At 37.3% G+C, this 15,000-nt stretch carries 10 protein-coding genes and 2 tRNA genes; 5 read left to right on the top strand and 7 right to left on the bottom strand.

What is annotated here, in order from left to right; all coding sequences use genetic code 11:
• Nucleotides 1-37 precede the first annotated feature (37 nt).
• The 3 genes from ABWU87_RS13320 to proB are packed head-to-tail and all read right to left on the bottom strand — an operon-like array spanning nucleotide 38 to nucleotide 3,376.
• Entirely contained in the window at nucleotides 38-994 is a 957-nt protein-coding gene (locus tag ABWU87_RS13320; protein ID WP_353331502.1) for an N-acetylornithine carbamoyltransferase, read from the bottom strand.
• A 28-nt stretch (nucleotides 995-1,022) separates the two neighbouring features.
• Complete coding sequence (locus ABWU87_RS13315) at nucleotides 1,023-2,273, bottom strand: glutamate-5-semialdehyde dehydrogenase (RefSeq protein WP_353331500.1); 1,251 nt, start codon at nucleotides 2,271-2,273, stop codon at nucleotides 1,023-1,025.
• Between the two features lie 20 nt (nucleotides 2,274-2,293).
• Nucleotides 2,294-3,376 (bottom strand): glutamate 5-kinase, encoded by a 1,083-nt coding sequence (gene proB, locus ABWU87_RS13310; RefSeq protein ID WP_353331498.1) that lies wholly within the window; start codon nucleotides 3,374-3,376, stop codon nucleotides 2,294-2,296.
• Nucleotides 3,377-3,557: 181 nt separating this feature from the next.
• Here proB and ABWU87_RS13305 point away from each other — a divergent pair, with 181 nt between their 5' ends.
• Nucleotides 3,558-4,706: a pyridoxal phosphate-dependent aminotransferase gene (locus ABWU87_RS13305; protein ID WP_353331496.1), complete on the top strand. Its 1,149-nt coding sequence runs from the start codon at nucleotides 3,558-3,560 to the stop codon at nucleotides 4,704-4,706.
• Between the two features lie 94 nt (nucleotides 4,707-4,800).
• Here ABWU87_RS13305 and ABWU87_RS13300 read toward each other — a convergent pair whose 3' ends face one another.
• The 4 genes from ABWU87_RS13300 to ABWU87_RS13285 all read right to left on the bottom strand — a co-directional run bounded on the left by ABWU87_RS13300 (nucleotide 4,801) and on the right by ABWU87_RS13285 (nucleotide 6,902).
• Complete coding sequence (locus tag ABWU87_RS13300; protein WP_353331494.1) at nucleotides 4,801-5,043, bottom strand: DUF2007-related protein; 243 nt, start codon at nucleotides 5,041-5,043, stop codon at nucleotides 4,801-4,803.
• Between the two features lie 119 nt (nucleotides 5,044-5,162).
• Nucleotides 5,163-5,408 carry a DUF2007-related protein gene (locus ABWU87_RS13295; RefSeq protein WP_353331492.1) on the bottom strand — a complete coding sequence of 82 codons (246 nt, stop codon included), beginning with the start codon at nucleotides 5,406-5,408 and terminating at the stop codon, nucleotides 5,163-5,165.
• Nucleotides 5,409-5,490: 82 nt separating this feature from the next.
• Nucleotides 5,491-5,676, bottom strand: a complete 186-nt coding sequence (locus ABWU87_RS13290; protein WP_353331490.1) for a DUF2007-related protein — start codon at nucleotides 5,674-5,676, stop codon at nucleotides 5,491-5,493.
• A 1,153-nt stretch (nucleotides 5,677-6,829) separates the two neighbouring features.
• Nucleotides 6,830-6,902 (bottom strand) — tRNA-Phe (locus ABWU87_RS13285).
• Between the two features lie 118 nt (nucleotides 6,903-7,020).
• On the opposite strand from ABWU87_RS13285, the gene ABWU87_RS13280 reads away from it, so the two are divergent.
• From ABWU87_RS13280 to ABWU87_RS13265, 4 genes are all read left to right on the top strand, one after another.
• A tRNA-Pro gene (locus ABWU87_RS13280) sits at nucleotides 7,021-7,093 on the top strand.
• A gap of 935 nt (nucleotides 7,094-8,028) precedes the next feature.
• The gene (locus ABWU87_RS13275) at nucleotides 8,029-11,184 is read left to right on the top strand and encodes a SusC/RagA family TonB-linked outer membrane protein (RefSeq protein WP_353331488.1); all 3,156 of its coding nucleotides are present in this window, start codon (nucleotides 8,029-8,031) and stop codon (nucleotides 11,182-11,184) included.
• A gap of 10 nt (nucleotides 11,185-11,194) precedes the next feature.
• Nucleotides 11,195-12,922: a RagB/SusD family nutrient uptake outer membrane protein gene (locus ABWU87_RS13270; protein ID WP_353331486.1), complete on the top strand. Its 1,728-nt coding sequence runs from the start codon at nucleotides 11,195-11,197 to the stop codon at nucleotides 12,920-12,922.
• 133 nt (nucleotides 12,923-13,055) lie between these two features.
• On the top strand, nucleotides 13,056-14,999 hold the full coding sequence (locus ABWU87_RS13265) for a heparinase II/III domain-containing protein (RefSeq protein WP_434533885.1): 1,944 nt from the start codon (nucleotides 13,056-13,058) through the stop codon (nucleotides 14,997-14,999).
• Nucleotide 15,000: the final 1 nt, after the last annotated feature.

The raw sequence follows: 15,000 nt of genomic DNA, 5'->3' as shown, positions 1-15,000 counted from the left end.
AGTATATAAGTTTCTTGAAATTACAATAACAGAAATATTATTGAATTCCTTCAAGAATTCGTTTCAGCACCACCTGTGCAGATATTTCACGGTTGGCTGCTTCAGGTATAACAATAGATTGAGGTCCTTCAATCACATCATCGGTAACAATCATATTTCTTCTTACTGGCAAACAATGCATGAAGTAAGCATTATTGGTCACGGCCATATGTTCAGCATCGACGGTCCATGCGCGATCCTTATTTTGCACTTTACCATAATTCTTATCATTATACACCGCCCAGCTTTTGGCATAAACAAAGTCGGCACCTTCCAATGCTTTCATCTGATCGTACTCAACACGAGCATTGCTCACAAACTCCGGAGCCAACTCATATCCTTTTGGGTGAGTAATTACAAATTCGTAATCAGTGGCGTTCATCCACTCAGCAAATGAGTTGGGCACAGCCTGCGGAAGCGGACGGGGATGTGGAGCCCAAGTTAGAACCACTTTTGGACGTTCCGTTTTTTTATACTCTTCAATAGTGATGAGGTCGGCGAAACTCTGAAGCGGATGGCGTGTAGCAGCCTCCATAGAAAAAACCGGTCGACCGGAATATTTGATAAATTGATTTAAAATCAACTCATTGTAATCATCTTGCTTACTCTCGAATCGAGCGAATGAGCGGACACCGATAATATCGCAGTAAGAGCCCATCACCGGAATTGCTTCGAGGATATGTTCCGATTTGTCGCCGTCCATAATTACCCCACGTTCTGTTTCCAGCTTCCAGGCACCTTGATTAATATCAAGAACCATTACGTTCATTCCAAGATTCATCGCTGCTTTTTGTGTACTCAGACGAGTACGAAGGCTGGAATTGAAGAAAATCATCAATAGAGTCTTATTTCTTCCTAGTTCCACAAATTTGAAGCGATCTTTCTTAATCTCAAAAGCTTCGTGAAGAGCGACTTTCAAATCGCCCAAGTCATTCACATTTGTAAAATGTCTCATCTTATTCTTTTCTTTATTTGTTTTCTGTTTATTCTCTTATCTGACCATTCCCTTTAATTATCCATTTATAAGAGGTCAGCTCTTCGAGCCCCATCGGACCGCGGGCATGAAGTTTCTGGGTACTGATACCAATCTCGGCCCCTAAGCCAAACTGGGCTCCATCGGTAAATGCCGTTGAAACGTTGGTATAGACACATGCTGCATCAACAGCAGAGGTAAAAAGTTCTGCATTCTCATGACTCTCAGTTACAATGCATTCGCTATGTTTGGAACCATAGTTATATATGTGTTCAAGTGCTTCGTATACATCTTCCACTGTTTTCACTGCCATTGTATATGAAAGAAATTCGGTGCCAAAACTTTCGGAGACAGCTGGTCTAAGCAAACTGGCAGGATAATGGCCTTCAAGATACCTATAGGCTTTTTCGTCAGCATAAATCACCACTTTACTTTGTTGAAGGGGATAACACAGGGATTGAAGATCGGTTAATCTTTTCTCATTTATCAGCAGGCAATCGAGTGCATTGCAAACACCTACCCGACGGGTCTTAGCATTGTTGATAATGGCTGCGCCTTTGGCTGTATCGCCAAATTCATCAAAATAGGTATGACAAACTCCAGCACCTGTTTCAATAACGGGAACAATAGCGTGCTGACGGACATAGTGAATCAGATCACTACTTCCGCGAGGGATTAGTAAATCGACATAATCCACCGCATTTAGCAGCTGAATAGTGGCTTCGCGGTCTGCCGGAAGAAGGTCTACTGTATGGGCATCAATACCAAACCGATCGAGAACTGAATGGATCACCTTGACAATTGCCCGATTGGAATAGTCGGCATCGCTGCCTCCTTTCAATATACATGCGTTACCACTCTTGAAACAGAGAGAGAACACATCAAAACTAACATTGGGACGAGCTTCGTAAATTACCCCGATGACGCCAAAAGGAACGCTGATTCGCTTCAATTCCATACCATTTGGACGGATAGACTTTGTTAGGACATGCCCCAACGGAGAGGGTAAGGTGGCCACATTCCGAATATCTGCTGCGATTCCTTTGATACGCTCTTCAGTCAGCATCAGTCGATCATAACGAGGATTAGATGGCTCCATCTGTTCTAGGTCTTTCTTATTCTCAGCAAGAATATAGGATGCATGCACCTCGGCCTCATCAGCCAAGTCAAGCAGAATTTCATTGATCAGCCTGTCATCTAGCAGCGGCAAATTTCGACTGGCCGACTGAACAGCCTGAAAAGTTGTTGTCAGATCAATCATAAAAAGCTAATTTAAAATTTTCACTCAATATATAGATAATCGTAATGCACTATCGGCTTCAACCCGTGTTTGCCTATCATTTCCCGTGCCTCTTCAGAATCAAAGGAGGTTTTTCCCACTCCTATCTGCTTGCCATGGCAATCTATGATACGAACAATATCATCCTTCTCGAACTCGCCAACAATTTCAGTAATTCCTACAGGAAGAATGCTCACAGCTTGGTCTGAATTAAGTACATGTGACGCCTGCTCATTGATGTGAAGTTCTCCTTTGGCAAAACCTTCACTGTGAGCAATCCATTTCTTTACGCTTGAGACTTCCTGAGTAGATGGTATAAAACGCGTACAAACGGTTGTTTCCGGTTTTTTTAGAAGGTCGACCAGAATATTATCTCGTTTGCCATTTGCTATTATTACTGTGATACCTTCATCAGCTACTTTGCGGGCAATGTTTGTTTTAGTAATCATTCCTCCTCGTCCAAATCCCGATTTTTCTGTTTGTATATAGTCAGAAAGATCTTTTCCATGTTCAACTTCACTAATAACAAACGTTTCCGGATCGGAGGGGGAACCATTATAGATACCATCAATATTGCTAAGTATGATTAGTGCCTGTGCATCCATCATACTGGCTATCAGACCGGATAGCTCGTCATTGTCAGTAAACATCAGTTCAGTAACGGAGATGGTATCATTTTCGTTAACAATAGGAATAACTCCATTTTGGAGCATCACCATCATGCAGTTCTTCTGGTTCAGATAATGTCGACGTGTACCGAAATTTTCTTTTGTGGTAAGTACTTGACCTACGTGGATTTTATGTTCCCGAAATAATTCATAATACCGATTGATAAGTTTAGCCTGTCCTACAGCCGAAAAAAGTTGCCGCTGATCTACACTATCGAGTTTTTTAGAAGCGCGAATTTCACTTCTTCCCGAAGCAACGGCTCCGGAAGAGATAAGAATTACCTCAATTCCAGCCTTATGCAATTCAGCAACCTGATCTACCAAAGCAGACATTCGGGTGATATCAAGAGTACCATCCTTACGCGTCAGGACATTGCTACCTATCTTTACGGCTATTTTTGCAAACTGATACGCCATTTTCTTATAAGTTAGAAGCACAAATATAGGAATATTAATCGATTTGATAGCAAATAGTCGTTATTTATTAATTTCGTCTTTTCCCAATTCTTAAATATCAGTTCTTAGATATAAGAAAAGTCAACGAGCTATTAAGCAGGATCGGGTATTTTTTTGTACTTTTGCAGCCAAACAAAAGACGATGAGAACAACAAACCCACAAGTGGAACAGATGACCTCGTTTATTGTCATGGACGTGCTAGAAAAAGCAAACGAAATGCAAAAACAGGGAATATCCATTATCCATCTGGAAGTTGGCGAACCCGACTTTGACATGCCCGAATGCGTGGCTAAGGCTGTCAAGAGTGCTTTAGACAAGCATAAGACCCATTACACCCATTCATTGGGCGACCCTGAACTCAGAAATGAAATTTCTCGTTTCTACCAGAAAGAATATGGTGTAACCGTCGATCCTGAGTGCATAATAGTTACCTCAGGTTCCTCACCTGCTATCCTCCTTGCATTAATGCTTTTATGCAAACCCGAAAGCGAGGTGATTATGTCTAATCCAGGTTATGCCTGCTACCGCAACTTCACCTTGGCAGCACACGCCAATCCGGTATTAGTTCCGTTACGTGCTGCAAACGGTTTTCAATACGATATTGAAGATATAAAGAAGTGCATCACGCCACTTACACGAGCCGTCATCATAAATTCACCAATGAACCCTACAGGTACGCTGGTGGAAGAAGACTTTCTGAAAGAGGTCGCGTCATTGGGAGTACCTGTTATTTCGGATGAGATCTATCATGGATTGGTGTATGAAGGACGCGCCAGAAGTATTCTTGAATTTACAGACAACGCTATTGTGCTTAATGGCTTTTCAAAGCGATTTGCAATGACAGGGCTACGTTTGGGATACATGATCGCCCCAAAGGAGTGCATTCGCTCACTACAAAAGCTGCAACAAAATCTCTTTATCTGTGCACCAAGCATCTCACAGCATGCAGGCATTGCTGCGCTCACCGAAGCAGAAGAGGATGTAAGAAAAATGAAAGAGATTTATAATGAACGAAGGTTATATATGATCTCGCGTCTGAAAGAGATGGGCTTTAAGATTGAAGTAGAACCAAAAGGAGCTTTCTATATTTTCGCGGATGCACGTAAATTTACCAAAGACTCATACAAATTTGCATTCGAGATACTTGAAAACGCCCATGTAGGAGTTACTCCTGGAGTTGACTTCGGGACCGCGGGAGAAGGCTATATCCGTTTTTCGTACGCTAATTCACTTGAGAACATCAAGGAAGGGATGAACCGCCTTGAAACATACCTTCAAACACTTAAATAACAAGCATAAACAATATCACCACAAATCAAGCTGTTGCAAGTTTCCTGTTTATAGGATTACTTAACAGAAGCTTAATTTGTGGTGCAATATTTTTTCATCCCTTCTCTTCCCTCTTTTCTACCAGCTGTACAGCTAGCTCATAGTTTTCGGGAGACACTAGCACAGACACACCTCCTGGTCCCAGGTTAACAGTCATTGCCGGAGCCATACTTCCAAGGTTGTCATCTTTCAAAGCAGCTTCAATTCCTGCACTTTCCAGCAAACCTTTTATTAATTCAGCCTCCCAGGGAGTACCTGTAAATACTTCCACAAGAATGGTCTTGTCCTCTTCTTCCATAGTATCAGTCTTTAAAGTGTTAGTAGTATCATTGTAGATATAACAAATCTGAAGCAGAATGTGTTTGGAAAAATTAAACAGAATAAAAGAAAAGGGGATAAAAAGAAAGTATAATAAATCTATTTGAGATTTTCGCGACTCTCAATGAGCTGACGGGCGATTTCATAATCGTCTTTGAAGACAAGGACACTGATACCACCCCCTGCTCCAAAATCTGTAGATTGAGTTGGAACAAAATTCACCAAACCATAATTTTTTAAGGCAACATCAATACCGGCACTCTCTAACAATCCTTTTATTAATTCAGCTTCCCAAGGGGTTCCAAAAAACACTTCAATCAATGAGATTTTATCCTTCTCGCCCATAATTATCATATTTATATACACTGCATACAAATATAATAATTATGGCGAAGAAATTATCGTTCCAGTAGTTTTTTGTGTCCGGTTAGATACGGCTACCGATAACTTGCATAGCAGTTGTATAGCATTCGCAAGGAACTGAGATTTTCATTTCCATGTCATCAACCACCTTAGCGTTTACATTTGCTGCGTGCAATAGGTTCTTAATCATTTCCACTTCCCAAGGGGCACCGGAAAAGACATCAATCTGTGAGACTTTCTTTGTTTTCATTCAGGTTAAGAATTAATAATCAGATGACGCAAATATATGGAGAAAAAATAATTCAATCCAAACATCAACTATAGATTTAACTATTCTTTTGTGCAATCGTTTCCTTCTGTTAAGAGAAAGAATACAGTCTATTTAATCATTTATTACTTAAGTATTTACACCACAATACATTTATCAAAGCTTTTGCGATTTCTCTCACTGATACTATTTGAAAGGCATAAATTTTAAAATTTCATCAAACATATCAACAACACTCAGTTCTTCAAAACAAATTCTATAAATAATTTACACCACTTGTTTACAATAGCATTACTATACACTACTTTCTTTATTATGTTCTAATAAAATTAGACCCTATAATTCATTCATCTCATATATAATTTATAGGCTTTTTTTAAAATTCAGACCGGCTGCTTGCATTGTAATTATTAAAACTACGATTGATAATTAAAAATTATTTTTTCATACCCAACATATTAAAACAATTTATCAATATATTCTTTTATCAGGAATAGATTAATGTCTGACAAAATAAAGTAGCTTTTATGAGCCATGCAGCAGAGCAGAAAATCATTCAATGTTTTTTCCCACCTCTGTTAAATATTTAATTTGTAAGAGTGATTCCTGCAATTTTGCAATTTAATAGGTTATGAAAGAATTCAAGTCTGAAACCAAAATATATATTTTAATATATCCAACCACAGGTTTTGAGAGTCAACTCTCTCTTTAATTAAAATAGGATTATTAAAGAAGCAATCTATCAAGATTGCAGTTCTTCCAGTTATCTATAACACGGATACCGGTTCCCCAGTAAAAATGATGGATAAAGACAAGAATATTCGGAATAAATAAGGGATCGAAACATACCTTATTCCTGCATATATAGGTCCCAGATATGACATAAAAGAATAATAGTTATCTTTGTCCTTCAGATTCTATGCTATAAGTGAAATAAAAAACCGAGAGACAATCAACAAATTATGGGATCAGATTTTAATTTCCAGGCTGTAGAATCTGATGATGTTATTAGTTCCCTTGGCATAGATGATTTAGTTTAGCAACAAATTGGCCTGAAATCTCAATGATTGAATTCAATTGTGAAATAGAAAATAAAAAGCGCCTAAACCATTAGGTTTAAGCGCTTCTGCAGGGGTGGTGCCACCAGGAATCGAACCGGGGACACAAGGATTTTCAGTCCTTTGCTCTACCAACTGAGCTATGGCACCTTTGTGATTGCGGATGCAAAGATAGATATAATTTTTGAATCTGCAAGGACTTGTGAATTTTTTCTGAAAATTCTTCGTTATTTAAAAAAAATGGATTACTTTTGCACTCGTAAAAAAACGGAGTGTAGCGCAGTTGGTAGCGTACTACGTTCGGGACGTAGGGGTCGGGCGTTCGAGTCGCCTCACTCCGACAAAGCGATAATTGAAAAATTTCAGTTGTCGCTTTTTTGTTAATTTTCTCGTCAAAAGCTACAATGACAACTTCTGAAAATCTGCCACATGAAATTAGAAATCTATCGTTATATTTTATTTATATCCTCGTTATGTTATATTTTTTTAGTATATAAATATATTAGAAACTAATATATTATCGAAATATTTATAGATCATTCTTCATCAATCATCTAAGTGTAATACGCTACTATTTTTTTGATCAAATACTCATTATTTGGACATGACCTCCCCCCGAAAAAAGGGAAGCTGACAAATACCGCGAACCTTTTCTATTTTAATAATTAGAATCAATTATTTGTTTAAGATACATAAATTGAAAGACTATTATACCTAAGAAAATCTGGGGTAGCTATATTCACATTCTTCCATTAACTATTTATCACCAATATGATGAAATCATAAGCATTCATTATTTATAATTACGTTTTCGCAAACGTGATTATTTTTATGTTTAAAAACACATATTGCTTTTTTTACAGCTTTTAAAAAGTATTTAAGTATTTAATATTCAATATTATACTGTCTTAATTCATAAAATGTGTGCGCACACACCTATTGCGGATAACAATCTTTCGATCTATATTTGCACACACTAACATATTAATCGAGAATCAAACACTATACATATGAACATGCATTAAAAAAAGAGAGCTGGATTATAGTAATAAGTGCTAATATTCGCTGAACATGTTGAAATGTTAATAATCTAGAAAATATGCATCATATTGAGAGGATGGCAACCGAGAAAAAAAAACATAAAATCCATTCTCATTAATGTTAAAAAAATACTTATGAAAACCTAAATTAACTTCTACCTGCATCCAATCAAAGACAAAGTCTTTGATATTAATTATTTAATGCCTATTTTAAATTTTAACTTATAACTATTGCTATGCTAAAGATACAAACTGATTATTTTGTCCTTACTAAAAGGATATTGGTTGGAGCTTCTCTTTTATTTATCGGCATCGGTGGAATATACGCAGAAACTGCCAATGGATTAGGAACATCAACAAATGCTGTTGCATCTGTTAATCAACAAAAAAGAATTACAGGTGTAATAACAGATACAAAGGGAGAAACTGTTATTGGAGCAAATGTTGTGCAAAAAGGGACAACTAATGCTACGATAACTGATATTGATGGAAAATTTTCATTAAATGTTCCAAATGGAGCATTATTAGAAGTTACATGTGTTGGTTACTTGAATTTTGAATTGAAAATAGGAGATCAAACCTCTTATACAATTCAGTTAAAAGAAAAGGCACAAACTCTTGATGAAGTTGTTGTGGTGGCTTATGGCTCACAAAAGAAAGTGAATTTGACAGGTTCTGTTTCCTCTGTAAATATGAGTGACTTAGTTGATAGCCGTCCAATTACAAATCTTTCAAGTGGTTTAGCCGGTGTTGCGGCTGGTGTACAAGTTAGTTCTAGCAGTAATAGGCCGGGGAATGATAATGCTTCTATTCTGATCCGTGGCCAAGGAACTTTAAACAATTCTGCTCCTTTGGTAATTATTGATGGTGTAGAAGGAAATATAAGTAATGTGAATCCACAGGACATTGAAAATTTATCTGTTTTGAAAGATGCAGCTTCTGCTGCAATATATGGGTCACGTGCAGCTAATGGAGTTTTGCTTATTACCACAAAACAAGGGAAAGCCGGAGCTGTTAAGTTGGATTACAATGGATACCTATCATTCGAGTCTATTGGCAAAACAATTGAGACTGTTAGTAATTACGCTGATTACATGGAATTGGTTAATGAAGGAAAGCTAAATTCCAATCTTCCAGCCATATTTTCTCAAGGGAAAATAGATCTTTGGAGAGCGAATGAAAATGGCGATCAGCTTTTATATCCTAATACCGATTGGGTTAAAGGGGTGTTTAAAACTTCTGTTGCAACAAATCATAATCTATCAATAAGCGGAGGTACTGATAAAGTGCGTTTTTATACTGCAGTGGGATATATGAATAATCCCGGCGTGATGGAAAATTCCGGATTTAACAAAATAAACTTTCGTTCTAACGTTGAAGGGGAGGTCAAGAAATGGTTAAAATTAGGGACCAATCTTAGCGGATATTATGCTGAAACGGAACCTGGCACAAATGCAATTGATGATGTCTTTACATATGCTGCCGCAACAACCCCAGGTATGTCTTTCAGATCTCCCGATGGACGATATGGTGGTATGAATAATGAAGAAGATGATTCTCAGGCTGCAAATAATAATCCTTTGCGCAGGTTAAACAATATTGATGGACAGTACACAAATAGAAATCTGAAAGCGCGATTCTTCGGAACAATTGCTCCTGTAAAGGGACTTTCTGTAACAGGCTCTTATACTTATGAACTAACAGATCAACAACAACAGACAAAACCAGTATTTATAGATTGCTGGAATTTTATCACTAATCAGGTAACATTGTCTGGAACAAGTAGATCTTACCTCACAAATTATAATTCAAAGCAACAACGTAATTTCATGGATGCTGTAGCGAAGTATGAGACTAAAATCAACAAACTTGATTTAAATGTAATGCTTGGAGCTAGCCAGGAACAATATAGAAATGAATGGTTTCAGGCAAAAAAACTAGATCTGATTGATATGGGTCTTGGCGTTCTTGATGGAGCTGTAGGAGACGCTTCTGCAAGTGGGAACAAAACAGAATGGGCTATGCAGTCTTATTTCGGTAGAGTAAATCTTGGTTGGGAAAGTCGGTATTTGCTTGAGTTAAATATCAGAAGAGACGGTTCTTCGCGCTTCTTATCTAATCAGCGTTGGGGATATTTCCCATCTGTATCTGCTGCATGGAGAATAGATCAGGAACCATTCATGGAAAAATTTGCTTCAAACTGGTTGAGTAATCTTAAACTTCGTGCATCTTATGGTTCACTGGGAAATAATGCTGTAGGTAATTATGATGCGCTTTCTGTATATGCTACAACAAACTATATATTAAACAATGCTTTAGCAACAGGACTTTCTCAAACGGCGATTGCAAACGCGAATTTAACTTGGGAATCTACCAATATTGCAGATATTGGTTTGGATTTTGGTGCTTATAATAATAAACTTACAGGTACAGTTGATTATTTCTATAAGAAAACGGATGGCATTCTGATTGACCTTCCTGCACCATTGGTACGAGGTAACGCTTCAATACCAAAACAAAACAGTGCAATAGTTGTAAACCAAGGGGTGGAATTATCATTAGGATGGCAGGATAAAATAGGCGATTTCTCTTACTTTGCGAATGGAAACATTACTTGGTTAAAAAATGAAGTTACAAAATATAAGGGAGATCAATATACTATTTCTGGCAATGGATTGATCAAAGAAGGATTGCCTATCAAAGCCCAATATGTACGTATTGTAGATCGTATAGTACAAACGGATGATGATTTAGCTCTTGTTCAGAGTATTGTGGATAATGCACCAATCGACCCGGCAACAGGGAACAAAAAGAATCCGTTTGCTTATGGACGCCCTCAGTTAGGTGATTTATTATACAAAGATTTGAATGGCGATGGATTAATCAATGATGACGACCGTAAAGTCGTAGGAAATGGACCAAATCCGAAATTTGCTTATGGTTTAAATTTAGGTGCAAAGTATAAAGGAATTGATTTTTCTGTAATGTTACAAGGTGTAACCGGAATAAAGATGTATTGGCTGGATGGTTATTATACTCCGACAGTTCGTTGGGGATATTTAATCAATAAGGAGATTGCAGACGGTAGATGGTATCAAGGTCGTACAGACGCAACATATCCTCGCTTATTAGATTCAAGCAATACTCGAAATACACAGGTTAGTGATTTCTGGATGCAAAACAAGTCCTTCTTCAAGATTAAGAATATTCAATTGGGATACTCTTTGCCTAAAGAACTAATCGCTAAATTAAATATTGAAAAGGTTCGTTTTTATGGTAGTTTAGAGAACTTCTTTACGTTCTCAAGCTACAAAGGCATGGATCCAGAAGTGAGTGGTACGAATTATCCTACAATGAAACAGGCTTCAGTAGGTATTAACATAACTTTCTAATAATAATGTCATGAACAAATATAAAACTTTATTGCTATCACTCACATCTTTGTGTTTGTTGAGTGGTTGTTACGACTTAAATAAATATCCTTATGATGTAGTTAGTTCAGGAACTTTCTGGAAAACAGAACTTCAGGCCAAAGAAGGAATGATGGGGGTATACAACGTAATGAAAAATAGTGGTGCTTATGGCACATATTTCGGACTTGATTGTATGACTGATATAGCAGTCGGTTATGATGACCCGTCTTATCCAACCTTTGTTTTGGGAACAACAACTTCGAGAACAGGCTTAGTGTCAACTAAGTGGCAAACTCTTTATGATGGGGTAATGAGAGCTAATGCTGTTATTCAGAATATCCCAAAAGTAAGCATGAGTGATGAACTAAAAACTCAATATATTGCGGAAGCAAAATTCATGCGTGCTTTATATTACTTTAATTTATTGGATTTTTTCGGCGGAGTGCCATTATATGATGAAACGGTAGTATTGGACAAGGATTTCAATAATTTATTGTCGCCAAGAAGTTCTGCCGATGAAACACGAACTTTCATTTTAAAAGATCTTGAAGCTGCCATTGCCGGATTACCAGTAAAATGGGCCGATTCAGATTATGGACGTGCAACTAAAGGTGCCGCTTATTCACTAAGAGGGAAAGTGCATTTATTCAATAAAAACTATACAGATGCGGTGAAGGATTTTGAAGAAGTCGTTTTAGACCCTTCTGGAAAGGGGTATGGTTATTCATTATATCCTAATTATGCTAATTTATTTAAACCTGTGGGTGATCAAAGTTCTGAAATGATTTTTGCAATTCAAAACTCCGGTGGTGTTGGTATGGATTATGGTATGCCGATGGATTTCTATATGGGTAGCCGCAGCTCTTTTGGAAGTTGCTGGAATAATGTAATGGCATCAACAACTTTGGCAGATATGTATGAAACCAAAGATGGAAAACCTTTTAACTGGAATGATATAGTACCAGGTTTTAATGAAAGTGCAACGGTAAAAGATAAGACTTTCCGGGCAACATTAACAGGCGACACTAAAAGCGTGGCAACTTACCCTGCAAGCAAAAGCTTATTGCTGAGCATGTACGAAAATAGAGACCCACGCATGGCTCAGACAATAATTCTTCCTTATACCATGTATAAAGGATGGGTTGCTAATGCTCCAAAAGATTGCGAATTTGTTGTAGCAAAAGGTGTTAACGAAAAGAATGGCTTTATTCGGAATAATAAAGGATGGGATACTTATTTTTTCAGAAAATTTGTAGCTGAGTATAATATGGACGGAGGAATTAATGACCGGGCTCATACTCCGATTAACTTCCCTTTAATACGTTATGCAGATGTATTATTAATGTTGGCTGAATGTTATAATGAATTAGGAAATCAGACTGATGCAGTAAAGTATATTAATGAAGTGCGTCAACGTCCTTCTACAAATATGCCAAAATTGAACAGTGGTCCTTCTTGGTTGCAAGCTAATACAAAGGAAGAAGTCTTTAAACGTATTGTACAAGAACGTGCAGTGGAATTTGCCGGAGAAGGCCTTCGTTTCAGTGATTTGCGCAGATGGGGTTTAAGTAAGCAAATGCTTAATCATGATGAGTTCGGTTTTACCGGAACACGTCTGTTTACACGTCAATTTGCCGATAGGGACATGTTATGGCCTATCCCTGCTGTAGAAATTGAAACAAATAGCGCATTGATACAAAATCCAAGCTGGGATTAATCATTTATTCATTAATAATTTTAAGCATGAAAATGGAATATAATCCGTTTTCATGCTTAAATTTCAAAAGAACTCTGATATTAGAGAGTTTGTGAGTTTTGTTTTTTACATATAATTTATAGAAATAATGTTCATGAAAAACAATCGGTTAGTTGTATCGTTCTTGATGCTTTTTGGCTTTTTAATACAGGCACAGGCGTATACAGAGAAAAATCTGTTACAAAAACATACGGATTTAAAATCTTTGGAAAAGGTTCTTATAATGAATCAGAAATGGGTTCCATATCCTACTTATGAAGATCGTGCGGGTTGGGATAAGTTCTTAGGTGACTATAAAGAATTGTACATCAAGCAGGGTGAAAAAAAACTCAATTATCAGTGGAAAGTGATAAAAGCAACAGATTATATCGAATATGAACGTAGCGGATCACGTAATATTATGGAGAATCCGTTTGATGACAATAATAAAGCGATTGCTACCTTAGTAATGGCCGAGTTGGCAGAAGGAAAAGGACGTTTTATTGATCAGATCATTAACGGCGTTTTTCATAGCTGCGAAATGACTTCTTGGGCTTTGTCTGCACACCTAGGAGCACAGCGTTCCGGAAGATCTCTTCCCAGTAATAAAGAACATATTATAGAACTAACTTCCGGAGATTTAGGTTCTTTGCTTTCCTGGACATATTATTTTTTCAATAAAGAATTTGATAAGGTTAATCCAATTATTTCAGAGCGTTTACACTCTGAACTTCAAAAACGGATTTTGGACACCTACATGAACGAAGATCGATTCTGGTGGATGGCTTTTAATTGGAAACAGGGGGATATGATAAATAACTGGAACCCCTGGTGCAATTTTAATGTATTGCAATGTTATTTCTTGTTGGAGAATGACCGTGAAAAACTAGCAAAAGCGGTTTTCAGAACAATTATTTCGGTTGATAAATTTTTAAATTATACAAATTCTGACGGAGCTTGCGAAGAAGGACCTTCTTATTGGGGACATGCCGCGGGTAAATTGTTTGACTATTTGCAAATGCTCTATGACGGAACAGGTGGCAAAGTTTCAATCTTTAAAGAACCCATGATTAAAAACATGGGAGAATACATTTCCAGGTCTTATGTTGGAAACGGATGGGTAGTTAATTTCGCTGATGCATCAGCAAAAGGTGGAGGACTCGCATCAACAATATTTCGTTATGGAAAAGCTGTTGGCAGTGAAGAAATGATGCATTTTGCCGCCTATCTGAATAGCCTCACTGACTCGAAAAAAGGTCTGGAATCAGATATATCTTTTGGAAGAGATATCTTCAGAGGATTGCAAACGATTTTGTATCATAAAGAACTGTTAAAAGAGACTCCAAGTCATACTAACGCTCCTTACACATGGTATCCCGAAACTCAGTTCTGTTATATGAATAATAAAAGTGGATTATTCTTTGCTGCTAAGGGTGGATACAATAATGAAAGCCATAATCACAACGATGTAGGGACCTTTTCTCTTTACTTGAATACGATTCCTATGTTTATAGATGCCGGTGTGGGTACTTATACCCGGCAGACTTTTAGTAGTGAACGCTATAGTATCTGGGCCATGCAAAGTAATTATCACAACTTACCCATGATAAATGGTGTCCCTCAAAAATTTGGATCAAAATATAAGGCTACTGATGTGTTGTTCAATTCCAAAACACGAACTTTCTCTGCTGATATTGCTAATGCCTATCCGCAGGAAGCTGATGCAAAGAGTTGGGTGCGCTCTTATACGTTGGACAAAGAGAAATTAAAAATCACTGATACTTTTGCATTAAAAAACGCCAAACAGAATAGTCGTATAAACTTCCTGACCTGGGGTAAGGTTGATATTTCTGTTTCAGGTAAGATTTTAGTAGAGGTGCAAGGACAGAAGGTTGCTCTCCTCTACGATAAGAAAGTATTTACACCATCTATTGAGACTATTAAACTAGATGACTCTCGTCTTTCAAATGTATGGGGACAAGAAATTTTCCGGATTTCTCTTATAGCAAAGAATCTTAAAATAAAAGGAACCTATAAATATGAAATTGTAAAACAATGAA

This window comes from Bacteroides sedimenti (assembly GCF_040365225.1).
GTDB lineage: Bacteria > Bacteroidota > Bacteroidia > Bacteroidales > Bacteroidaceae > Bacteroides > Bacteroides sedimenti.
The sequence above is the reverse complement of the archived record's forward strand: the minus strand, read 5'-3'. Positions and strand labels throughout refer to the sequence as shown.

What these genes read in the sequence shown, in the direction of transcription:
- ABWU87_RS13275 (WP_353331488.1), top strand. Translation starts at nt 8,029, where the DNA reads ATGCTAAAGATACAAACTGATTATTTTGTCCTTACTAAAAGGATATTG.
- proB (WP_353331498.1), bottom strand. Translation starts at nt 3,376, where the DNA reads ATGGCGTATCAGTTTGCAAAAATAGCCGTAAAGATAGGTAGCAATGTC.
- ABWU87_RS13265 (WP_434533885.1), top strand. Translation starts at nt 13,056, where the DNA reads ATGAAAAACAATCGGTTAGTTGTATCGTTCTTGATGCTTTTTGGCTTT.
- ABWU87_RS13305 (WP_353331496.1), top strand. Translation starts at nt 3,558, where the DNA reads ATGAGAACAACAAACCCACAAGTGGAACAGATGACCTCGTTTATTGTC.
- ABWU87_RS13295 (WP_353331492.1), bottom strand. Translation starts at nt 5,408, where the DNA reads ATGGGCGAGAAGGATAAAATCTCATTGATTGAAGTGTTTTTTGGAACC.
- ABWU87_RS13290 (WP_353331490.1), bottom strand. Translation starts at nt 5,676, where the DNA reads ATGAAAACAAAGAAAGTCTCACAGATTGATGTCTTTTCCGGTGCCCCT.
- ABWU87_RS13270 (WP_353331486.1), top strand. Translation starts at nt 11,195, where the DNA reads ATGAACAAATATAAAACTTTATTGCTATCACTCACATCTTTGTGTTTG.
- ABWU87_RS13320 (WP_353331502.1), bottom strand. Translation starts at nt 994, where the DNA reads ATGAGACATTTTACAAATGTGAATGACTTGGGCGATTTGAAAGTCGCT.
- ABWU87_RS13315 (WP_353331500.1), bottom strand. Translation starts at nt 2,273, where the DNA reads ATGATTGATCTGACAACAACTTTTCAGGCTGTTCAGTCGGCCAGTCGA.
- ABWU87_RS13300 (WP_353331494.1), bottom strand. Translation starts at nt 5,043, where the DNA reads ATGGAAGAAGAGGACAAGACCATTCTTGTGGAAGTATTTACAGGTACT.